Origin of the sequence: Micromonospora sp. NPDC051227, assembly GCF_044455385.1 — a bacterium.
In the GTDB taxonomy this organism is placed as follows: Bacteria; Actinomycetota; Actinomycetes; order Mycobacteriales; family Micromonosporaceae; genus Micromonospora.
Genome location: NZ_JBITET010000022.1, coordinates 1 through 21,339, shown reverse-complemented (window position 1 = coordinate 21,339; position 21,339 = coordinate 1). Strand labels below are relative to the sequence as shown.

At 69.1% G+C, this 21,339-nt stretch carries 16 protein-coding genes and 1 pseudogene; 2 read left to right on the top strand and 15 right to left on the bottom strand.

Going from position 1 to position 21,339, the window contains the following annotated elements:
* Positions 1–34 precede the first annotated feature (34 nt).
* The 5 genes from ACIA47_RS31390 to ACIA47_RS31370 are packed head-to-tail and all read right to left on the bottom strand — an operon-like array spanning position 35 to position 5,615.
* Entirely contained in the window at positions 35–886 is an 852-nt protein-coding gene (locus ACIA47_RS31390; RefSeq protein WP_203118686.1) for a sugar phosphate isomerase/epimerase family protein, read from the bottom strand.
* 6 nt (positions 887–892) lie between these two features.
* The gene (locus ACIA47_RS31385; RefSeq protein ID WP_396711968.1) at positions 893–2,077 is read right to left on the bottom strand and encodes a substrate-binding domain-containing protein; all 1,185 of its coding nucleotides are present in this window, start codon (positions 2,075–2,077) and stop codon (positions 893–895) included.
* A 13-nt stretch (positions 2,078–2,090) separates the two neighbouring features.
* Entirely contained in the window at positions 2,091–3,074 is a 984-nt protein-coding gene (locus ACIA47_RS31380; protein ID WP_396711966.1) for an ABC transporter permease, read from the bottom strand.
* A 2-nt stretch (positions 3,075–3,076) separates the two neighbouring features.
* On the bottom strand, positions 3,077–4,048 hold the full coding sequence (locus ACIA47_RS31375) for an ABC transporter permease (protein WP_396711964.1): 972 nt from the start codon (positions 4,046–4,048) through the stop codon (positions 3,077–3,079).
* Between the two features lie 55 nt (positions 4,049–4,103).
* Positions 4,104–5,615 (bottom strand): sugar ABC transporter ATP-binding protein, encoded by a 1,512-nt coding sequence (locus ACIA47_RS31370; protein WP_396711963.1) that lies wholly within the window; start codon positions 5,613–5,615, stop codon positions 4,104–4,106.
* A 519-nt stretch (positions 5,616–6,134) separates the two neighbouring features.
* On the opposite strand from ACIA47_RS31370, the gene ACIA47_RS31365 reads away from it, so the two are divergent.
* Entirely contained in the window at positions 6,135–9,683 is a 3,549-nt protein-coding gene (locus tag ACIA47_RS31365; RefSeq protein ID WP_203118694.1) for a ThuA domain-containing protein, read from the top strand.
* 89 nt (positions 9,684–9,772) lie between these two features.
* Here the strand turns inward: ACIA47_RS31365 and ACIA47_RS31360 are convergent, their stop codons facing one another.
* From ACIA47_RS31360 to ACIA47_RS31325, 8 genes are all read right to left on the bottom strand, one after another.
* Positions 9,773–10,765: an aldo/keto reductase gene (locus ACIA47_RS31360; protein WP_396711960.1), complete on the bottom strand. Its 993-nt coding sequence runs from the start codon at positions 10,763–10,765 to the stop codon at positions 9,773–9,775.
* Positions 10,762–11,640, bottom strand: coding sequence for an amidohydrolase family protein (locus tag ACIA47_RS31355; protein WP_203118696.1), 879 nt, complete (start codon positions 11,638–11,640; stop codon positions 10,762–10,764). The genes ACIA47_RS31360 and ACIA47_RS31355 overlap by 4 nt, the downstream gene beginning before the upstream one ends.
* Positions 11,637–12,398: a 2-dehydro-3-deoxy-D-gluconate 5-dehydrogenase KduD gene (gene kduD, locus ACIA47_RS31350; protein WP_396711958.1), complete on the bottom strand. Its 762-nt coding sequence runs from the start codon at positions 12,396–12,398 to the stop codon at positions 11,637–11,639. The genes ACIA47_RS31355 and kduD overlap by 4 nt, the downstream gene beginning before the upstream one ends.
* Positions 12,395–13,420: an alcohol dehydrogenase catalytic domain-containing protein gene (locus ACIA47_RS31345; protein WP_203118698.1), complete on the bottom strand. Its 1,026-nt coding sequence runs from the start codon at positions 13,418–13,420 to the stop codon at positions 12,395–12,397. The genes kduD and ACIA47_RS31345 overlap by 4 nt, the downstream gene beginning before the upstream one ends.
* A gap of 105 nt (positions 13,421–13,525) precedes the next feature.
* Positions 13,526–14,749 carry a mandelate racemase/muconate lactonizing enzyme family protein gene (locus tag ACIA47_RS31340; RefSeq protein WP_396711955.1) on the bottom strand — a complete coding sequence of 408 codons (1,224 nt, stop codon included), beginning with the start codon at positions 14,747–14,749 and terminating at the stop codon, positions 13,526–13,528.
* Between the two features lies 1 nt (position 14,750).
* The gene (locus tag ACIA47_RS31335; protein ID WP_091401030.1) at positions 14,751–15,578 is read right to left on the bottom strand and encodes a carbohydrate ABC transporter permease; all 828 of its coding nucleotides are present in this window, start codon (positions 15,576–15,578) and stop codon (positions 14,751–14,753) included.
* Complete coding sequence (locus ACIA47_RS31330) at positions 15,578–16,558, bottom strand: carbohydrate ABC transporter permease (protein ID WP_396711953.1); 981 nt, start codon at positions 16,556–16,558, stop codon at positions 15,578–15,580. Before ACIA47_RS31330 ends, ACIA47_RS31335 begins: the two co-directional genes overlap by 1 nt.
* A 4-nt stretch (positions 16,559–16,562) precedes the next feature.
* On the bottom strand, positions 16,563–17,825 hold the full coding sequence (locus ACIA47_RS31325; RefSeq protein WP_396711951.1) for an ABC transporter substrate-binding protein: 1,263 nt from the start codon (positions 17,823–17,825) through the stop codon (positions 16,563–16,565).
* Between the two features lie 147 nt (positions 17,826–17,972).
* Here ACIA47_RS31325 and ACIA47_RS31320 point away from each other — a divergent pair, with 147 nt between their 5' ends.
* On the top strand, positions 17,973–18,743 hold the full coding sequence (locus ACIA47_RS31320) for a FadR/GntR family transcriptional regulator (protein ID WP_091401025.1): 771 nt from the start codon (positions 17,973–17,975) through the stop codon (positions 18,741–18,743).
* 72 nt (positions 18,744–18,815) lie between these two features.
* Here the strand turns inward: ACIA47_RS31320 and ACIA47_RS31315 are convergent, their stop codons facing one another.
* Positions 18,816–20,201, bottom strand: a complete 1,386-nt coding sequence (locus tag ACIA47_RS31315; protein WP_396711949.1) for an RICIN domain-containing protein — start codon at positions 20,199–20,201, stop codon at positions 18,816–18,818.
* Positions 20,202–20,632: 431 nt separating this feature from the next.
* Positions 20,633–21,339, bottom strand: a pseudogene (locus ACIA47_RS31310) (RICIN domain-containing protein); the annotation flags it as partial.

Here is a 21,339-nt window from a genome sequence, read left to right as displayed (position 1 = left end):
CCTCGACCAGCGCGGGGGTGGCTGCTCGGGGCGGTCATCCGAGGATCTCCCGGAGATAGCGCAGGCCGTCCGTGGCGAGACGGTCCTGCGAGGGGGCCAATGGGCGCCAGATCGCCGCGGCGGTGGCGATGGCCTCGTTCTCCGCCGTGAACGACTCGATGCAGATCGCGCCCTGGTAGCCGGTGTCCCGCAGGACGGCGAAGAAGCGGGGCCAGTCGAAGTGGTCAGCACCGGGAGCGCCCCGGTTGGTGCCGCTGACCTGGACGTGCTTGATGTGCGGGCCGGCGACCGCGAGGGCCGCGTAGGGGTCCGCCTCCTCGATGTTCATGTGGTAGGTATCGATCATGATGCCGACGTTCGGCGGTAGCCCGTCGATCAACTCGATCGTCTGCTCGATCGTGTTGACGACGCTCGTCTCGTAGCGGTTCAACGCCTCGACACCGATGCTCACGCCCAGCTCGCCGGCCTGCTCGGCAACCGGCGCCAGGGCTCGCCGGAAATCCGCGTAGCAGGCCGCGCGAGCCGCCGGCGACATCCGCCAGGTGCGGCCGACCGAGGCGTACGCGGGACCGCCGACGCACCCAGCGCCGACGGCCGCCGCGCTCGCCACGCAGCCCAAGAGGTACGCCACCGTCGACTCGACGACCGCTGGTGCGGCGTCAACGAGTTCCCGCCCCGGCGGGGTGACCGCGCATACGCCGGCGGCGACGAGGCCGTGCGCCGCCAACAGATCCCTGGTACGGATCGGGTCCCAGTCGCCGGGCTGCTCGATCGGCAACTCGACCGCGTCGAAGCCGAACGCGGCGATCCGCGGGATCAGCTCGGCCAGGGCCTTGTCGTCGACCGGCGAGGCCCAGACCCACGGGTTGACGCCGATGGCGTACATCGGGCCCTACTTCCAGCGCTGCGGGTAACCGGGCAGGTCGGTGCAGCCGCACATCGCGTAGTGCAGCGGCGGCATACCCGGGTCGAGGTACCGGTCCAGGTTGTCCTGGGTGACGGTCGGCTGCGGCAGCTTCCACGGGTTGGACACCTGCTGACCGTCGAGGATCCGCAGCGCCGCGATGATCGGCGTACGCCACTGGTAGGTCGGGTAGGTCGGCGCGATCGCGGTGAGCTTCTTGTCCTTCCAGATCTTCAGGAAGTCGAGCTGGTCCTCACCGTTCATCGGCGGAACGGGCTTGCCCGCGTCCTGGAACGCCTCGACCGCCGCGACGGCCACCGCTCCGGCGTCCATCCAGACCCCGTCGATAGTGCCGTACCGCTGGATGTAGTCGTCGACGATCTTCTTGGTCTTGGCCGGATCACCATCGGTGAACTCGACACCGACGACGTCGACCTTCGCCTTGTCGAACGCCACCTTCGCCGCCGACCAGCGGGTCTCCAGCACGTCGACGCCGGGCAGGATCCGCAGGGCGAGGACCTTGCCGCCGGGCTTCATCTTCTGGCTGACGAACTCGGCCCCGACGTGGCCGAACCCGTAACCGCCGATGGGGTTGATGAACGTCACCGGGCACTTCGTGTTGACACCACGGTCGAAGACGACGACCGGCAGCCCGGCCTTGCAGGCCGCCTCGACGGCCGGGGTGAGCGTGGCGGTGGTGTTCGGCGAGACGATGAGCGCGTCGCAGCCCTTGCCGAGCAGATCGTTGATGTCCGCGATCTGCTTCTGGTCCTTGCCCTCGGCGTCGACGTGCACGAACTCCTTGATGCGGCTCTTCTGCGCCTCGACCTCGGCCTGCATGGTCTTGAAACCGACCTGCCGCCAGGGGTTGTTCAGGGCCGCGTTCGAGAAGCAGATCTTGTGTGGGCCGTTCTTCTTGAACTTGGCGGTGTCGACCATCGTCGGGTTGAGCACCTGCTCCCACGGCTTGTCGGCCGGGCCGGTCGGTGCCGCGTCGAGCAGCGCCAGCTCGGCGTCGTAGTCGGCCTGCACGAAGAACTTCGACTGGTCCCCGGTGCCGGACCCAGTGGCGGCGGATGCACTTCCCGACGGGCTCGCGGCCGGCTCGTCGGTGGCACAGGCGGCGAGGGACAGCACTGTGACAGCGGCAATCGCCGCCATGGAACGTCGCACTATGGTTTCCCCTTTATCTCGACGAAGAACGCGTTGCCGAGACCGCCACGGCGAGCAGGATGATCCCGCCCTGGACGGTCGATCTGAGGGCGCCGGAGACGCCGTAGAAATTCATGAGGGCGAACAGCAGTTCGAGGGTCAGCGCGCCGAGCATCGCCCCGACGACCGCGCCGCGCCCTCCGCCGAGCGCCACCCCACCGAGGACGACAGCGGTGATCGCACCGAACTCCAGACCGGCCCCGGCCTGGAACGACACGCCGCTGTAGCCGCCCAGAAGGATGGCCGCCACCGCCGCCGCGAGCCCGCTGAGGATGAAGGCGAAGGTCCGGGTACGCCACACGCGTACGCCGCTCAGCTCGGCGGTGCGCGGGTTGTCGCCGACGGCGACCAGTGTCCGGCCGAAGTCGGAGCGCATCAGCAGCACGGCCGCCACCGCCAGGGCCACCAGGACCAACAGCGCGTACGGCACGCGGCCCAGCACCGGCACGTCCTCGAAGGCCCGCCGGCCGAACCGCCGGAACTCCTCGGAGAGCCCACCCTTCGGGGCGCCGTCGGACCACAGGTAGACCGCGCCGACGAGGATCAGGAACATGCCGAGGGTGGTGATGAACGACGGCACCCGCAGCCGTGTCGTGATCAGGCCGTTGACCAGCCCGACCAGTGCCCCGAAGGCGAGCAGGAGCAGCACCACCGGCCAGGTACGCGACGGGTCGCTGTCGATCAGCCGGGCGGCGACCACCACCTGAGCGGTGACCAGGGAACCGACCGAGAGGTCGAACTCGCCGGACACGATCACGAAGTACTGGCCGGCGGCGAGCAGGATGATCGGCGCCGAACGACCGAGGAAGGACATCAGCGACTGCGGGGCCAGGAAGTCGGGCTGCCGGATGCCGACGAGCACCAACAGCACCGCGAGGATCGCGAGGATCGGCAGGACACCACCGGGACGCATCCGCGGCAGACGCAGCGGCAGAGAACGGGGCTGGACGGTCTGCATGGCTAGGCCGCCTTTCGCATGGCCCGGCGGGCGTAGACGGCGACCGCAGCGATGATGATGACGCCCCGGATCACCTGCTTGAAGAAGGCGTCGACCTCGAGCTGGTTGAAGATGGCGTCGATGCTGGCCAGCAGCACCACGCCACCGACAGTGCCGATGACACCGCCACGCCCACCGGCGAGGGCGGTACCGCCGATCACCACAGCGGCGATCGACTCCAGGTCGTAGAGGCCCTCGGTGCCGACGCGCGGGGCGCCCGAGCCGAGCCGGCTGGCGAGGTAGATGCCGGCGAGCCCCGCGCACATCGAGCACAGCACGTGGGCGGTGACGAGGACCCGGTCGTTGCGGACGCCGGAGAGTCGGGCCACCTCCGGATCCCCGCCGACGGCGACCAGGTGGTGGCCGAAGCGGGTCCGCGAGAGCGCGAACCAGGCCGCCGCGGTGACCGCTATCAGCAGCAGGAACGACACCGGCACCGGCCCGACGCGCTGGTAACCGAGCGCCTGCACCAACGAGGGTGCTGTGGTGCCGGCCGGGCCGTCGTAGCCGTTGTCGAGGTAGCCCTTGAGCAGCAGCCCGACGCCGAGGGTCGCGATGAACGCGTTGACCCGGAACCTGGTCACGAGGAGCCCGTTTAGCAGCCCGACGCCGGCGCTGACGACGAGCACCAGACCGATCGCCGGCAGCACCGCGCCGTCGCTGCCGTTCATCGTCTCGGCCGCGACGAGGGTGCTGAGGCTGATCACGTACGCCACCGAGAGGTCGAGCGAGCCTCCCAGGATGACCAGGGTCTGGCCCACCGCGACCAGCCCGAGGCCGGCGGCGACATGCAGCAGACTCACCGTCGTGGACTGGTTGAAGAGCTGACCACCGTCGAGCAGGACGACCAGCCAGCCGATCGTCAGGGTCAGGGTCAGGGCCACGAACACGCCCGGTACGGAACGCCGGGCCGGCAGCAGCGACAGAGCGCTCACCGGGTCACCTCGGTTCGCGACTGCGGGGTTCGCACACCCGGCTCACTCCTCGCGCTCACTGGGCCGGCTCCCGCACGGCCCCGACCGCCAACGCGACGACCTCCTCCTCGGTCGCGCCGGCGGGCAGTTCGCCCGCGACGTGACCGTCCCGCATGACGACGATCCGGTCACTCATCCCCAGCAGCTCCGGTAGATCGGACGAGATCATCAGCACGGCCGCGCCATCACGGGCGAGGCGGCGGACGAGATCGTGAATGGCTGACTTCGCACCCACGTCGATGCCCCGGGTCGGCTCGTCGAAGAGCAGGATCCGCGGATTGAGCGCGAGCCATCGGGCCAGCACGACCTTCTGCTGGTTGCCGCCGGACAGAAAGCGGATCTCCTGGTCGTCGCCGGCGCCGCGGATCTCCACGGCGGCCAGCAACTCGCGTACCCGGGTGGTCCTCGCCGCCCGGCCGGACCCGGTGGCGAAGACGGCCCGGCTGGCGAGCAGCGCGTTGTCCAGCACCGACTGCCGGGGGACGATCCCCTCGCCCTTGCGGTCCTCGGTGACGTAGGCGATGCCGGCCCGCATGGCGGTGCGGGGTGAGCGCAGTCGGACCGGCCGGTCGTCGAGCGTGACGTCGCCGGTCGTGAACGGCGACACCCCGAAGATCGCGCGGGCCAGCGCCGAGCGCCCGGAGCCCTGGAGGCCGCCGATGCCGAGCACCTCGCCGGCGCGCAACTGGAGGTTGACGTCCCGCAACTTCCGGTTTCCCGCGTCGCGAAGGTTGAGCCGCACCGGACCCCGGTCCTCGGGGGCGGCCCGGTCCGGGTAGTAGCTGGACAGTTCCCGGCCGACCATGTGCCGCACCAACTCGTCGGCCGTGGTGTCCGCCGTGTCCACAGTGGTGATCCGACGACCGTCCTTGAGCACGGTGATCCGACCGGACAGGTCGAAGACCTCGGCGAGCCGGTGCGAGACGTACAGCAGCCCGATGCCCCGCTCCTGGAGCCGGCGCACCAGCCCGTAGAGCAACTCGACCTCGTGGTCGGCCAGCGCGGCGGTCGGCTCGTCCATGATGAGCAGCCGCGCGTCCAGGGCGAGCGCCTTGGCGATCTCGACGACCTGCTGCTGCGCGACGCCCAGCTGCCCCACCCGGGCGTCGGCCGGCAACGTGGTCTCACCGATCGAGGCGAGCAGCCGTGTGGTGCGGTCGACCATCCCGCGACGGTCGACGAGCCCGCGCCGGACCGGCTCGTGCCCGAGGTAGACGTTCTCCGCGACGGTGCGCTCCGGGAGCAGGTTGAACTCCTGGTGGATGATGCCGATGCCGGCCCGCTGCGCGTCGCGCGGGCCACGGAACGCGCGCGTCGCACCGGCGAACTCGACAGAGCCCCCGTCCGGGGCGTACCCGCCCGAGACGATCTTCATGAGGGTCGACTTCCCGGCGCCGTTCTCACCGACCACGGCGTGCACCTCGCCCGGCGCGACGTCGAGGTCGACACCGTCGAGAACGCGGACTCCGAGGAAGGACTTGCCGATGCCCCGGAGGGTGAGAAGCGGCGTCGGCGGCGGATCTGACATCCCGAAAGCCCTCACAGACAGTAGTCATAGACGTATTTAGATGCCACACTACGGCGGCTTTGAGGCGCCAGACAACAAGCTTTCGCACCAACAGCGAGGACTTACGTTCTTGCGGTGCAAACAATCCCTTGACATCCGCGAAACATCACACGTATGAAGATAGATGTTTGGATGCGGGTCCGCAATCCTCGATCAAGCCCGACTGCCAGGCCGGGCCGCGATCGACAGGCGGAGCCGCAGCGAAGGGGCCGAGCGCGACCGCCGTCCACCGGGCAGGACGTCGGACGTTACTTCCTGCATTGACAGCCTTCGATCTCTAGCTCATCCTGACCTCGTGGACCACGGGACGAGAACCACGGCCACCATCACGCTGTGTGACGTCCCGCAGGTCTGACTGCCGTTGCGGCGAACGGCACGAGGACAGACCAGCGCGCCCGTGTCCCTCGCGTGTCCAGGTCAACCTGACGCGTCGTAGGACCCGTGGTCGCAATCCCTACGCCCGCCCAACTAGGAGACGGCATGCGTCGTAACACATTGCTCATCTCAGTGATCGCCGGCCTGTTGCTGGCGCTCGGACTCGCTCCACCCGCTTCGGCGGCCCCGGCCTTCCGGGCCCTGGTGTTCAGCAAGACCACCGGCTACCGGCACGACTCGATCCCGGCTGGGATCAGCATGCTCCAGCAGCAGGCCTCCGCGAACAACTTCGAGGTGGTGGCGACCGAGGACTCCAGCGTCTTCACCGCCGCCAACCTGGCGACCTTCGACGTGATCGTCATGCTCCAGACCTCCGGCATGGTCTGGACCTCGGCGGCGCAACGTCAGGCGGTGGAGGGTTACCTCGCCAGCGGCAAGGGCATCGTCGCCATCCACAACGCCACCGACATGGGCATCGAGTCCGAGTACCCGTGGTGGGACCAGACCATCAACGGCGGCGCCCACATGCCCGAGCACTCCCCCGGCGTGCTGCCCGGCACCGCCATCGTCGCCGACAAGCAGCACCCGTCGACGGCCGGTCTGCCGGATCGGTGGAACCGCAGCGAGGAGTGGTACAACTTCGACACCAACCCGCGCGGCAAGGTGCACGTTCTGGTGACCGCCGACGAGCGCACCTACAACCCGGGCTCCCGGGCGATGGGCCCGGACCACCCGATCTCCTGGTGTCGGGACACCGCCGGCGGTCGGGTGTGGGCCACCGCGATGGGCCACGCGATCGACTCCTACAGCGAGACGAACTTCCGCAACCACGTGCTCGGTGGCATCAAGTGGGCCGCCGGCAACGCTCCCGGCGACTGCGGCGGCACCGTCTGGGGCAACTTCGAGAAGCGCACCCTTGACGACAACACCGTCGACCCGATGGCGATGGCAGTGGCCCCGGACGGGCGCGTGTTCTACGCCCAGCGCGGCGGGCAGCTGAAGATCTTCAAGCCCTCCACAAACAGCACTGTGACCGCCGGCACGCTGAGCGTCTACACCGGCGGTGAGGACGGTCTCACCGGCATGGCGTTGGACCCCAACTTCGCCACCAACGGGTACGTGTACCTGTACCACTCGCCGGCGAGCAGCTCGACCGACGTCAACCGGGTCTCCCGCTTCACGATGAGCGGCGACACACTGAACACGTCCAGCGGCGTGACGATCATCGACATCCCGGCGTACCGGGACCGGACCTTCCCGGAGCCCGGCCACACCGGCGGTTACATCGAGTTCGGTCCGGACGGTAACCTCTACATCGGCACCGGTGACGACACGCCCCCGAACCTCGACCCCAACTGGCAGGGCTACGCCCCGCTGGACTGGCGCTCGGGCAAGTCCAACCTGGACGCCGCCCGGACCGCGGGCAACACCAATGACCTGCGCGGCAAGCTGCTGCGTATCCGCCCCGGCGCCAGCGGCAGCTACACCATCCCGTCCGGCAACCTGTACCCGCAGGGCACGGCGCAGACCAAGCCGGAAATCTACGCGATGGGCTTCCGCAACCCGTTCCGGTTCTCGATCGACGCGGCCACCGGCTGGGTCTACCTGGCCGACTACGGACCGGACCGCAACCCGCCGACCACAAACCGCGGCCCCGAGGGGCTGGTCGAACTCAACGTCATCAAGACGCCCGGCAACTACGGCTGGCCGTTCTGCCACGGCAACAACCAGCCCTACGCGCCGTTCAACCCGGACACCGGCGTCGTCGGCGCGAAGTTCAACTGCTCCGCGCCGGTCAACAACTCGCCGAACAACACCGGCCTGACCAGCCTGAAGCCGGTTGTCATGCCCAACATCTGGTACGGCTACCCCGCCTCGACGACCTTCCCGGAGCTCGGCTCCGGCGGCTCCGCGCCGATGGGTGGCCCGGTCTACCGGTACGACGCGTCGAACCCGTCCGCGACGAAGTTCCCGCCCTACTACGACGGGGTGCACTTCTTCTACGAGTGGTCGCGCAACTACATCAAGGAGGTGCACTTCGACTCCTCCTCGGCGGTGACCCGCACCAACCCGTTCCTGCCCGGCGGTGGGTTCAACAAGCCGATGGACATGGAGTTCGGCAAGGACGGCTCGCTCTACCTGCTGGAGTGGGGCACCAACTTCGGTGGCGGCAACAGCGACTCCGGGCTCTACCGGATCGACTACATCCAGGGCGGCCGGTCACCGATCGTCAAGGCCACCGGCACACCCACCAGCGGCACCGCACCGCTCACCGTCCAGTTCAGCAGCGCGGGCACGTCCGACCCGGACGGCAACACGTTGAGCTACCTGTGGACGTTCGGCGACGGCACCACCTCGACGGCGGCCAACCCGTCGAAGACGTACACCTCCAACGGCAACTACACGGCCCAGCTGAAGGTCACCGACAGCACCGGTAAGACGGGCTTCGCCAACGTCCCGATCACCGTCGGCAACAGTGCCCCGGTGGTCACCATCACCACACCGGGCAACGGAGGCATGCTGACCTTCGGCGACAAGGTGTCGTACCAGATCACCGTGACCGATCCGGACGGCGGCACTGTCGACTGTTCGAAGGTCGTCCTCAACCCGGCGCTGGGTCACGACGACCACGCGCACGAGACCACGGAGTACCCGGGCTGCTCGGGCACCATCTCCACCGACCTGCTCGGTGGGCACCCCGATGGCGCCAACCTGTTCTACGTGCTGAACGCGCGGTACACCGACAACGGCGGCTCGGGAGGCGGCTCCCCGCTCACCGGCACCGCACAGGCGATCCTGCAACCGAAGCACAAGCAGTCCGAGTACTTCAGCAGCCAGTCCGGCGTCCGGGTCATCGACCAGGCGGCGGCGGAGAGCACCAAGCGTGTCGGTGACATCTCCTCGAACGACTGGATCGCGTTCAACCCGATGAACCTGTCGGGTATCTCGACGGTCAGTTACCGGGTGTCGTCGCCCTCCGGTGGCGGTTCGATCGAGCTGCGCGCCGGCTCGCCGACCGGCACCCTGCTGGCCACCACCACGGTGCCCAGTACGGGCGGCTGGGACAACTACCAGTCCACGACTCCGGTGAGCGTCGCCGCGACCAGCGGGACACAGACGCTCTACATGGTGTTCAAGAACAGCAGCAACTCGTTCGATGTGGACTCGCACACCTTCGGCGGAAACGGCGTCGGGACACCCGGCACCGGCACCGGCGGCGGCCTGGCGGGCAAGACCTACACGGTCACCGCCCAGCACAGCAACAAGCTGATGGACGTCAGCGGTGTCTCCACCGCCGATGGCGCCCAGATCACCCAGTGGGCATCCACCGGTGGCAACAACCAGAAGTGGCAGGCGGTCGACGCCGGCAACGGCGCGGTCTACCTGAAGGCGGTGCACAGCGGCAAGTGCGTCGAGGTGGTCGGCAGTTCCACGGCGGCGGGTGCCTTCCTCCAGCAGGCCACCTGCAACAACGGCAACCAGCAGAAGTTCACAGCGACCGCGACGGGCACCTCCGGCGTGTACACGGTGCGCAACGTGCTGAGCGGGCTCTGTGTGGACGTCAACGGTGCTTCCACCACCGACGGTGCCCGGCTTTTGCAGTGGACCTGCCACAGCGCCGCCAACCAGCAGTGGCGGTTCACCGCGGTGTGACCGCAGGGCTGTCGCGGTAACAGTTGACGTCCCGGTCGGGACCGGTTTCCGAGTGTCGGAGCCGGTCCCGGCCGGGACGTCGTCGTCGATCAGGCAGGCTGACCGGGCGGCGCGGCGAGCAGCCCGGCCGCCGCCAGGTCGTCCCACAACTCCTCCGGCACGACGATCCCGGACCGTCGCACCGTCTCGACCGCCTGCGCCTCGTTACGCACGCCGACGACCGTGGACACCACGGCGGGGTGCCGGCGGACGAAGGCGAGGGCCGCCTGCGGCAGGGTCACTCCGTACGTCTCGCAGACGGTGGCGATCCGCCGCGCCCGCTCGATCAGCGCCGCCGGGGCCTGCTGGTAGTTGTAGATGGCGTCGGCCGGCGGCCGGTCCCGCGAGAGCAGCCCCGAGTTGTAGACGCCAGCGATGACCACGCCCACCCCCCGGTTCTCGGCGGCCGGCAGCAGGTCGACGGCCGCGCCCTGTTCGAGCACTGTGTACCGCCCGGCGCACATCATCACGTCGACGTCGGTCTCCCGGACGAACCGAGCCAGCATGGCCGACTGGTTCATGCCGGCGCCGATGGCACCCACGACGCCCTGGTCGCGTAGGTCGATCAGGGCGGGTACGGCCTCGTGCGCGGCCTGCTCCCAGTGGTCGTCCGGGTCGTGCAGATAGACGATGTCGATCCGGTCCAGCCCGGTCCGTTCCAGGCTGGCCTCGATGGAGCGGAGCACGCCGTCGCGGCTGAAGTCCCACACCCGCCGGTGGGTCGCTGGCACGTCGAACCCGTCGGAGTCCCGCAGGTGCGCGTCCTGAGGCGACGGCACCAGGAGTCGCCCGACCTTGGTCGACACCACGTACTCGTCGCGCGGCCGTTGGCGCAGCGCGGCGCCGAGGCGGCGCTCGGACAGCCCGAGGCCGTAGTGCGGCGCGGTGTCGAAGTACCGGACGCCCGCCTCCCACGCGGCGTCAACCGCCGAGGCGAACTCCTCGTCCGTCGTCGTCCGGTACAGGTTGCCCCCCTGGGCCGCGCCGAAGCCCAGCTCGGTGAGCCGTAGCTGCGGGCGGCGCGGCAGTGCGCGCGCCATCATGACGGCTCCAGCCCGTAGACGCGGCGTGCCGTACCGCCCCAGACCGACGCCCGGCCGGTCCCGTCCTGGCCCTCCAGCAGCTCCGCCAGGGTGTCGACCCACCGCTGGTACGAACTGGCGAGCAGACAGACGGGCCAGTCCGAACCGAACATCAGCCGGTCCGGCCCGAACGCGTCGAGGGCGTCCTCGACGGCGGGTCGAAGCTCAGCCGGCGTCCAGTGCGGGAGCGGCACCTCCGTCACCAGCCCGGAGAGCTTCGCCGTCGTGTTGGGCGAGGCCGCCAACGACCGCAGGTCCCGGCTCCACTCGGCCATCTCCGGACTGCCGAGCGCCGGCTTGCCCAGGTGGTCGAGGACGAAGCTCACCTCGGGCAGGTCGCGCGTGAGACGCGCGGCCATGGGGAGCTGGTGTTGGCGTACCAGCAGGTCGAAGACGAGGCCGGCGGCGCCCACCGCCGCGATCCCCCGACGGACGTCCGCACGGTCCAGGTACGTCGGGTCGGTCTCGGACTGCACGAGGTGGCGGATGCCGACGAGGCGTTCCCCGCCCCGAGCGGCCCGCAGCCGGTCGAGGCGGTCCGACACGTCGGCGGCGGTCAGGTCGACCCAGCCGACAACTCCACGGACCAGTGTGTCCTCGGCCGCCACGCCCAACAGGTCCACCGTCTCGGTGTCGGAGGCGATGGACTGCACCACAACTGTCGCGGTGACCCCGGCCGCCCGGGCCGGCGGCGCGAGATCGGCGGGTTCGAAGTCGGCGTCGATGGCCGCCATGGTCACCGGGTCGATCCACGGCTGCGGGTGCCGGGCACGGACCCAGAGGTGGTGGTGTGCGTCGACGATCCCGGCGTGGCCGGGCTCCTGTGCGCCCGTCATCGGCCCAGCCAGCCGCCGTCGACGGGCAGCACGACGCCGTTGACGTAGTCCGACGCGGTCGACGCCAGGAACACCGTGGCGCCGCCGAGATCGTCGGCCCGGCCCCACCGCCCGGCCGGGATCCGGTCGAGGATCGCCTCGTTGCGGTCGGGGTCGTCGCGCAGCGCCTGAGTGTTGTCGGTGGCGATGTAGCCGGGCGCGATGGCGTTGACGTTCACCCCGCGGGCCGCCCACTCGTTCGCCAGCGCCTTGGTGAGGCCAGCCAGGCCCGACTTCGACGCGGCGTAGCCGGGCACGGTGATGCCGCCCTGGAAGCTCAACAGCGACGCGGTGAAGATGATCTTCCCTCGGCCGCGTTCGACCATCGTCCGGCCGATCTCCCGGCTCAGGATGAACTGGCTGCTGAGGTTCACCTCGATCACGTGGTCCCACATCTCGTCCGGGTGCTCCGCGGCCGGGGTCCGGGCGATCGTGCCGCCGTTGTTCACCAGGATGTCGACCGGCCCGAGAGCGAGGATGTCGCTGGCCAACCGGTGCACGGCCGCCCGATCGCCGAGGTCCGCCCGCAGCGCGGTGAACCGGCGGCCGGTGGCGCGTACCCGGCGTTCGACCTCGCTGCCCTCCGCTTCGAGCCGGGCGGAGACCCCCACGATGTCGGCGCCGGCCAGGGCCAGGGCCTCGGCCATGGCGAGGCCGATTCCGCGCCGCGCACCGGTCACGACGGCGGTCTGGCCGGACAGGTCGAACAACGCCGTCACTGGTTACCCTCCCGCACATCGAGCAGCACCTTCATGACGCCGCCACCCTCCAGCGCCTCGAAGGCCGCGCCGGCCGCCTCGACCGGCTCGATCCGGGAGATCATCTGCCGTGCCGGGATCGCACCCGAGGCGACCAACCGGATCGCCTCCACCATGTCGTCGCGCTGATACAGCCGGGCACCCAGGAGTTCCAGCTCACGCCAGAAGAACCGGTGCAGGTTGACCTCGCGGGGCTGAGGATGGATCGCCACCATGACCAGCCGCCCACGAGTGGTGAGGACGTCGACCGCCGTGGTGACGCCGGCCGGGGAGCCGGACACCTCGAAGGCGATGTCGGCGCCCGCGCCATCGGTACGGTCGTTGACCAGCGCCACGACGTCGGTCGCTCGCGGGTCGACGGCCTCGATCCCGATCCCCTCCGCCACCTCGCGTCGGAACGGGTCCGGCTCGACGAGGAGCACCCGCGCGCCACGGCCCCGCGCGACGGTGGCGATCAGGACGCCGACCGGCCCACCACCGACCACGACCACCTGGTCGTCGGCGGTCACGTTCCCCCGGCGTACGTCGTGCACGGCGACCGCCACCGGCTCGACGAGCGCCGCGTGGTCGAGCGGCAACTCGTCCGGAAGCGGCAGAACCAACTCCACCGGCACCGTCCAGGACGACTGCATGGCACCCGGTGAGTCGATGCCGAGAAAGTTCATCGCGTGGCAGACGTGGGAGTTGCCGCGCTGGCAGGCGGCGCAGCGTCCGCAGGGCCGGGTCGGCATCACGGTGACGGCCTGACCGATGTTCCAGCCGGTCACGCCCTCGCCGACGGCCGCGATCCGGCCGGACATCTCGTGCCCGATGATCGCGGAGTCACCAACCCGGGCGTCCATGTCCCCGTGGTAGATGTGCAGATCCGTACCGCAGATGCCGGTGTACGCCACCTCGATCCGTACCTGGCCGGGTCCCGGTGGCTCCGGGTCGCGGATCTCGATTCCGAGGTCTCGCGCTCCCCGGTAGACGACTGCCTTCATCGTTCCTCCGTCTCGACGGTCGGTACGTCGGTCGTGCCGACCGGGCATGGTCGTGGGTGCATCGCCGTCGCGATGCACCCACGACTTTCCTTTCTGGTGGTCAGCTCAGTGCCGTACGGTCGGCGACACCTCGTTGCGGGAGTTCAGCGACACGACAGGCACCTGGCCGGTGGGGATCACCCCGTCGACTCCGGCCAGCAGCCGTCGTCCGGCCCGCTCCGGCCGGACGTTGGGGCTGTCGGCCGTCTGCGCCTGCGGGCGGCGGTTGACCGCCCGGATCCGCTCCTCGTCCACCCGCACCCCAAGCCCGGGTGCGTCGCCGAGGATGAAGGCGCCATCCTCGACGTGCAGGTCGATGGAGACACCAACGGGTGTGTGCAGGTCCTGCAACTCGCTGGTCAGGTGGTTCGGCACCGAGGTCGCGGCGTGCAGCAACCCGACCGGGCTGTTGCCGATCGGGCTGACCGGCAGGTCGTGGGCGTGGGCCAGGGCGGACGCCCGCAGGAAGTGGGTGACCCCCCAGACGGCCGCCATCTGGACGATGTCGACCGCGCCGGCGGCGATCAGCGGACGGTACTGTTCGAGCCCGGTGAGGTTCTCACCGGTGGCGACCGACGCGGACACGCCTCGGCTGACCGCGGCGAGGCCCTCGGCGTCCCAGCGCCGGACCGGCTCCTCGATCCAGATGAGGTCCAGGGTGCGTTCCAGTTCGCAGACATGCCGGACGGCCTGCTTGCGGGTCCACGCCTCGTTGACGTCGAGCATCAGGCCCGGCCGTCGACCGTGCCCGGCCTCGGTCAGGACATCCTTGACCAGGCTCAGGCGGTGCCGATCGCGCTCGATGTCGAGGCCGCCCTTGAGCTTGGCCGCTCGCAGGCCGTGGCTCGCGTAGACCTCGTACTCCGCGACGAGTTCGTCGTCGGTGAGCCCGATGTCCAACCCGGACGCGTAGGCGGTGACCCGCCGGTCCCGTCCGCCCAGCAGCCGCCACAGCGGTTCGCCGGCGGCCTGCGCCTTGATGTCCCACAGTGCGGTGTCCAGAGCGCCGATGGTGCCGAACACCGGCCCGGCGTGGCCCGCCTTGAAGGTGTGCCGCAACATGCGGTCGTACAGGGACGTCACGGCCCGGGGATCCTCACCCTCGATGGCTGGGAAGATCCGCTCGATCTCGACGTGCGGCCCGAGGCCGACTCCCGAGATGCCCTCGTCGGTGTCGACGATGACGATCGAGACCGGGACCACCCCGTCGGAGAAGACCCCGTTGGCGTCGCCAACTGGTCGGCCCCATTCCTGGACCGTGGAGAGCGTCCGATATCCCGTGATCCGCATGTCAACCCTTCGTGGAACCGGCGGCCACGCCGTCGGCAATTTGGCGCTGGAGGAACAGGTAGACCAACAGGACAGGTATCGCGGCGATCAGCACCCCGGAGGCGAAGGTGGGGATGTTGTCGGAGTACTGCCCGCGCAGCGAGGTCACCCCGATCATGAGCGTCCGATGTTCGGCCGAGGGCATCATCACCAACGCCATGAGGACGTCGTTCCAGCAGAACAGGGCGTTGAGGATGCCGACCGACAGCAGCGCCGGGGTGCCCAGCGGCAGCATGATCCGGCGGTACACGCCGTACACCGTGCTGCCGTCGATCCGCGCGGCGTCGACGATCTCCGGCGGAATGCCCTTGTAGTAGCTCGTCATGAGAAAGACCGTGAAGGGCAGGAACTGGGCCACGTAGACCAGGATCAGGCCCGGGTACGTGTCGATGAGCGCGGTGTCGGCCATGATCCGGGCGAGCGGCACCATGATCACCTGGAACGGGATGAAGAGCCCCGCGAGGCAACCCAGGAACAACGCCGACGAGCCACGGAACCGCAGCTGGCTCAGGGCGAAGCCGGCCATCGACCCGAACAGCAGCAGCAGGAGCACCGACACCGTCACCACGAACAGCGAGTTGACGAAGTAGCGGCCCATGCCGACGCTGGTCCACGCCGTGCTGATGTTCTCCCAGCGCAGAGCGTCGGTGAGGCCGAACCGGTCGAGGATGTAGTCACGCCGGGTCTTCATCGCGACGTTGGCGGTGAACAGCAGGGGGTAGATCGTCGCCAGGGCGAGCAGCGACATGGGGATGGCGATCAGCCACCGTCCCAGGCGGAGGCGAGACATCAGTCCTCCTTTCCAGATCGTTCGAGCAGCTTGATCTGCAATAGCCCCACGACGAGCATGATCATGAAGAGGATCGTCGAGGCCGCCGACGCGAGAGCCGGACGGTTCATCTGACCCTGCTGCTTCCAGATGTAGAACTCCGGCAGGTACGTCGACCCCTCCGGCCCACCGCTGGTCATCACGAAGAGCAGCCCGAACATCGAGGTAAGCATCCCGATCATCGTGGTCACGAAGACGAACTGGATGGTGCGCGAGAGGGCCGGGATGATCACGTGCCAGACGACCTGGAGAAGCGTCGCCCCGTCCACCCGGGCGGCGTCCAGGAGCGCGGCGTCCAGCGTGGCGAAGCCGGCGAGGAACACCACCAGTGCCATCCCGAAGGTGGCCCAGATGTGCACGCCCGCCACCATGAACATCGCGATGTCGGGGTCCCCGAGCCAGTCCACCGGACCGACACCGAACGACCCGAGCACGGCGTTGAGCGGGCCGTCGAAGGCGAGCAACAGGTTGAAGATCGCACCGACGATGACCGGCGAGAGCACCGCCGGGAAGAAGTAGACGCTGCGGTAGAAGCGGTGGCCCGGCACCCGGAGGTAGATGAACGTCGCGAGCAGACCGGGGATCGCCACCGCCACCGGCAGCAGTAGCACCAGCAGCCCGACGTTGCTCAGCGCGGTCCGGAACAGCGGATCCGCGAACAGCTCGCGGTAGTTGCCGAAGCCGACCGCCGTCCCGTTCTGCGCGCCGTCACCGGTGAAGGAGAAGTTGACGCCCAGCAGCAGCGGGTAGAGCCGCAGCAGCACGATGATCAGGACGGCCGGGAGGACCAGGATGTAGGGGGCGTAGCGCTCGGCCCCCAGGCCGCCACGGGTGCGACCGGGTCGTGTGCCACTCCGATGCGCGGCGGGGGTGACCGCCGCCCCGCCGGTCCGTCCGGCCGAAGCCGGACGGACCGACGGTTGCGTGTTTCCGATCGGCACGAGGTCAGCCCGCCTGGTCGGAAGCGGCCAACTGCTTCACCACCTCGTCGACGGTGATCGACCCGCTGAGCAGCTGCTGGGAGAGACGCCCCATCAGGTCCAGCGTCTTCGAGGAGAGCGCCACGTGCAGAGCGGGCTTGCCGCTCTTCAGCTCGCCGACGATCGTGGCGACGGCCGGCCCGGCCTGCGACACGTCGATGGTGGTGTCGGCGGCGATCGCGCCGGCGTCGGCATAGAAGGCCTTCAACGCGTCGGCCGAGCTCAGGGAGCGCGCCAGGTCGGCGGCCACCTTCGGGTCCTTCGTCCACTTGGCGACCGCGTAGCCGATGCCACCGTCGTACGGGAGGGTGGGCGTGGTGCCGGCGGTGACGACCGGGGCCTTCATGACGCCGAGCTTCTCCGGGGTGAGGAACTCGTTGAAGTCCTGCCAGTGACCCACGTCCGACATCAGACCCATGACGTGGGCGGCCTTACCGGACTGGAAGAGCGCGAAGGAGTCGTTGAACATGGCGGTCGAGTTGGCTCCGTCGCTGTTCATCTTCTTGTCGCCGGTCTCCTTCCAGAGCTGGAAGAGCCGCTTGACGTTGGCCGAGTTCCAGTCGCGCTTGCCGGCGATCCAGGCGTCGTACTCCGCGGCGGTGAGGGTGGTCGAGCCCATGCTGGAGAGCCAGAACTGGATGCCGACGCCCTCCTTGTTGCCGAGGGCGAAGCACTTGGAGCCGGCCTTGGCGATGGCGGCGCAGTCGGCGACGAACTTGTCCCACGTGGTGGCCGGGCTCGCCGGGTCGAGGTTCGCCTTCTGGTAGATCGTCTTGTTGTAGTAGATCGGGTAGCCCTGCAGCGTCACCGGGGCGGCGTAGATCTTGCCGTCCTTGCTGAACGCGTCCCAACCGGCCAGCCGCTGCTTGTCCTCTGCGACGTAGTCGTCGAGGGGCACCAGCGCGTCCACCCGGTCGCGGATCTGGCCGCCACCGTTGAACAGCATGACGTCCGGGCCCTTGCCGGACTGGATCGCCGCACCGAGCAGGGTGTAGTACTGGTCGAAGGGCTGTGCGACGAACTCGACCTCGACGTCGGCGTGCTTCTTCTTGAAGTCGGCCTTGGCCTTGTCCAGATAGGATTTGGCGAATGGCTCGCCGGACTTCCAGTCCCACACGACCAACTTGCCGTCCGAGCTGGTTGACTTGCCCGAATCGCTAGCACTTCCACAACCGGCCAGGGCCAGGCCCACAACGAGGACGGCCGACCATATTGCGCGCTGTCTCATCGATTGTCACCTCTATATGGGGGGTGGCCGGCGGGTGTCCCGCGAGCCAAATGTTGACCGGAAGGTAACTCGTATGACGTGTGACGTCAACAGTCGGCCGTACACTGACCCAGACGTCGTGCCACGGCGAGCCATTCGGAGGGGGACATGACGCCACCGCAGGAGACAGCCCTGAACAGCCCGGCGACCCCGGCGTGGGTGCGTCGGCCGACCAACCTCGCCAGGGCGGTCACCGCCGAACTGGTGGAGCGCATCGTCCGCGGTGTACACCCGTCCGGGACGTCGCTGCCCCCCGAGCCGATCCTCTGCGAGACCTTCGGCGTGAGTCGGACCGTCGTCCGGGAAGCGGTGAAGATCCTTCAGGAGAAGGGGCTGGTGCAGGTCCGCCAGGGCGCCGGCACCATGGTCACCCCGCCGTCACACTGGGACATGCTCGACGAACTCGTCCTCGCGGCCACCATCGCTGTGGACGACAGCCTCGCCATCCTCGACGACCTGGTCGTCACCCGGCGGGTGCTGGAGTCCGACATGGCGAACGTCGCCGCCCGCCTCGCCGACAGCGAGACCGTCGATCGACTGCGGGCCATGGTCGACCGGATGGACGAACTCGTCGACGACCACGTCACCTACCACGACCACGACCGGGCCTTCCACGACACGATCATGCAGGCATCCGGGAACCGAATCGCCCGCGGCGTCGTACGCGCGCTGGAGAGCCAGGTCATCAACACCGCCCGGTACATGGGCCGGACCGAACGGGCGCTGTGCGTGGCGTCCAACCAGGGGCACCGACGCATCTACGAACGCATCGCGGCCCACGACCCCAACGGCGCCGCCGAGGCGATGTTCACCCACATCACCGAGGCCTGGTTGGTCCGTCGCAGTGGCTCGGGGAGCCCGGTCCGCCTCGAACGCTGACCGTCACGGGCAACGGACGGCGCCCGCCCCCGAGGTACGGGAGCGGGCGCCGCCAGCTGAGGCCGACAAGAGTCACGAGAACTGGGCGAAGAACCTCCAGATCTCACCCTTGGTCCAGGTGGTGATGCCGCTCTCGGCGTAGGTGCCGTCCACCGGGCCGGGCATGTGGCCGTTGTCGTACGCGGCCCACTGCACCGGGTATCCGGCCCGGCAACCCGAGTAGGCGGTCGTGATGTGGGTACGACTGCCACCGGCCGGCTCGCGCGGGCTCTGCGCGGTGCAACCGTTGTTGCGGACGAAGGTGTCCCGCAGCGCCCTGCCCTGGGAGATGTTCAGGACGTTGTCCGAGATGCCGTGCAGCCCGAAGTACGCGATCGGCTGCGTACCGCCGCTGCACCCGCTGATCTGCGCGCCGGAGATGACAGCGACGGCCCGGAAGACGTTGGCCCGCGCGCAGGCGACGGCGTAGCTCATGCCGCCACCCCAGCTGAAGCCGAGCGCGAACCGCTGCCTCGGGTTGACGCAGAGGCTGCTCTCGATCCGGCTGATCATGTCGTCGACGAAGGTGATGTCCTCACCGCCGGAGTTGCCCCAGCCGTTGCCGAATCCCTGGGGCGCCACCAGGATCGCGCTGTTGTTCGACTGTTCCTGCTGCCCGTAGTAGGACCACGCGGTCCCGCTGGTGCCGCCAGAGGAGATCTCCTGCATGGTGCCGCCCCGCCAGTGGAAGGCGAAGATCAGCCGGTAGGGGTTGCTGTTGTTGTAGTTGGTGGGCACCCGCAGGATGAAGGTCCGGCTCTTGCCGTTGCTCTGGATCGTGTGCGTGCCGCTGGCCAGCGTCGGCGCCTTGCCACACCCGCTACCACCCGACGGCGGCGGGTTGCCGCCGTCGACGGGGACGAGTTGCCACTGCTGGTTGGTGCCGCCCCAGTCCGCGTACTGCACGACGTTCCCGCCATCGGCGGTGGACGCGCCCTGCACCTCGACGGCCTTGTTGCTGTTGCGGTTGATCAGCCGAACGTAGCCACCGTCCGAGTCGGCAAGCCGGAACTGCTGGTTCGTCCCGTTGAGGTCTGACCACTGCACGATCGCGCCACCGTCGGCGGTGGAGAAGCCGCTGACGTCGAGCACCTTGCCCGAGTGCCGCGACTTGATCCGGTAGTAGCCACCCCCGGAGTCGACGAACTGCCACTGCTGGTTGGCGCCGTTGTTGCGCGTCCACTGGCTGATCCGTGCGCCGTCGTTGGTGGCCGAGGCGTACAGGTCCAACGCCTTACCGCTGTTGCGGTTCACCAGCACGTAGGAGGCGTTGGTGTCCACTGTCGCCGCCGCCGCGGGCGCCGCGTTGACCGCGACGAGTGTGCTGGCTGCCATGACCGCGGCCGCCGCCGCCGCCAACCCTGACCGCCAGCGAGATCTCTGTCGAGAGGCGGGACGAGCCTCACCGAGGGCTTTCATGGTCCACTCCTTCGATCGGGGTCACCCACGAGCGGGAGCGCCCGCGCGTGCCCTGGCGTGCGTGCCGGCGTCCTGGTGGTGGCGTCAGCACGTCTGGGGTGTTGTGTGCGGGCAACCCGCGGCCAACGGCGTACGTCGATGGGATGCCACGATCCGGGCTTCGTGGCAGGCCCGCGCCAAACCCCGCGGTGCGACGTCCTGGCTCCCGGTGGCCGGGTGGCCCGCGGGGTGAAAATTAGCGGTTGAGACGTCATACGTCAAACGATTGTCATCGATACGCGCGGTCGTAGCCAGCGGCGACCTGGCGGTCAGGGCGGCCCGCCCGGATGGGGCGGGCCGCCACTGGTCACACCTCGCCTGAGCGGGCGCCGGCCGGATCCCGAGCGGCCGGCAGCTCCCGCTCCCCCAGTCGATGGCGGCGGTCGTCAGCCGATTCGGACCAGTTGCCACTGCTGGTTGTTGCCGCCCCAGTCGGCGTACTGGACGACGTTTCCACCGTCGGCGGTGGACGCGCCCTGCACCTCGACGGCCTTGTTGCTGTTGCGGTTGATCAGGCGTACGTAGCCGTCGGCCGAATTCGCGAGTCGGAACTGCTGGTTCGTGCCGTTGAGGTCGGACCACTGCACGATCGCGCCGCCGTCGGCGGTGGAGAAGCCGCTGACGTCGAGCACCTTGCTGGAGTTGCGGGACTTCACCCGGTAGTAGCCACCCCCCGAGTCGACGAACTGCCACTGCTGGTTGACGCCGTTGTTGCGCGTCCACTGGCTGATTCGCGCCCCGTCGCTGGTGGCCGAGGCGTACACGTCCAGCGCCTTGCCGCTGTTCCGGTTCAGCAACACGTACCAGGCGCTGGTGTCCACTCCGGAGCCCGGCGGCGGCGTGGTGGGCGGGGTCGAGCCGCCATTGAGGGCGTCCAGGACGGCGGTGTACGCGGCCTTCTTGTTGCCGTTGCAGTCGAACAGCAGCGCGTTGTCGGAACCGCGCCACGAGTCGCAGTCCCGCACGCCCCAGGTGGTGATGCCGGTGCAGCGCGAGACGGCCAGGCAGGCGCGGGTGACGGCGCCGAAGATGTTGGCCTGGTTGCCGCCGGTCATCACGTCCAGTTCGGTGATCTGCACATCCACACCGAGATCGGCGA

Bases quoted from the DNA above. Each gene is read 5' to 3' on its own strand.
- ACIA47_RS31390 (WP_203118686.1), bottom strand. From the start codon at position 886: ATGTACGCCATCGGCGTCAACCCGTGGGTCTGGGCCTCGCCGGTCGAC.
- ACIA47_RS31380 (WP_396711966.1), bottom strand. From the start codon at position 3,074: ATGCAGACCGTCCAGCCCCGTTCTCTGCCGCTGCGTCTGCCGCGGATG.
- ACIA47_RS31370 (WP_396711963.1), bottom strand. From the start codon at position 5,615: ATGTCAGATCCGCCGCCGACGCCGCTTCTCACCCTCCGGGGCATCGGC.
- ACIA47_RS31365 (WP_203118694.1), top strand. From the start codon at position 6,135: ATGCGTCGTAACACATTGCTCATCTCAGTGATCGCCGGCCTGTTGCTG.
- ACIA47_RS31360 (WP_396711960.1), bottom strand. From the start codon at position 10,765: ATGATGGCGCGCGCACTGCCGCGCCGCCCGCAGCTACGGCTCACCGAG.
- ACIA47_RS31355 (WP_203118696.1), bottom strand. From the start codon at position 11,640: ATGACGGGCGCACAGGAGCCCGGCCACGCCGGGATCGTCGACGCACAC.
- ACIA47_RS31345 (WP_203118698.1), bottom strand. From the start codon at position 13,420: ATGAAGGCAGTCGTCTACCGGGGAGCGCGAGACCTCGGAATCGAGATC.
- ACIA47_RS31340 (WP_396711955.1), bottom strand. From the start codon at position 14,749: ATGCGGATCACGGGATATCGGACGCTCTCCACGGTCCAGGAATGGGGC.
- ACIA47_RS31335 (WP_091401030.1), bottom strand. From the start codon at position 15,578: ATGTCTCGCCTCCGCCTGGGACGGTGGCTGATCGCCATCCCCATGTCG.
- ACIA47_RS31325 (WP_396711951.1), bottom strand. From the start codon at position 17,825: ATGAGACAGCGCGCAATATGGTCGGCCGTCCTCGTTGTGGGCCTGGCC.
- ACIA47_RS31320 (WP_091401025.1), top strand. From the start codon at position 17,973: ATGACGCCACCGCAGGAGACAGCCCTGAACAGCCCGGCGACCCCGGCG.
- ACIA47_RS31315 (WP_396711949.1), bottom strand. From the start codon at position 20,201: ATGAAAGCCCTCGGTGAGGCTCGTCCCGCCTCTCGACAGAGATCTCGC.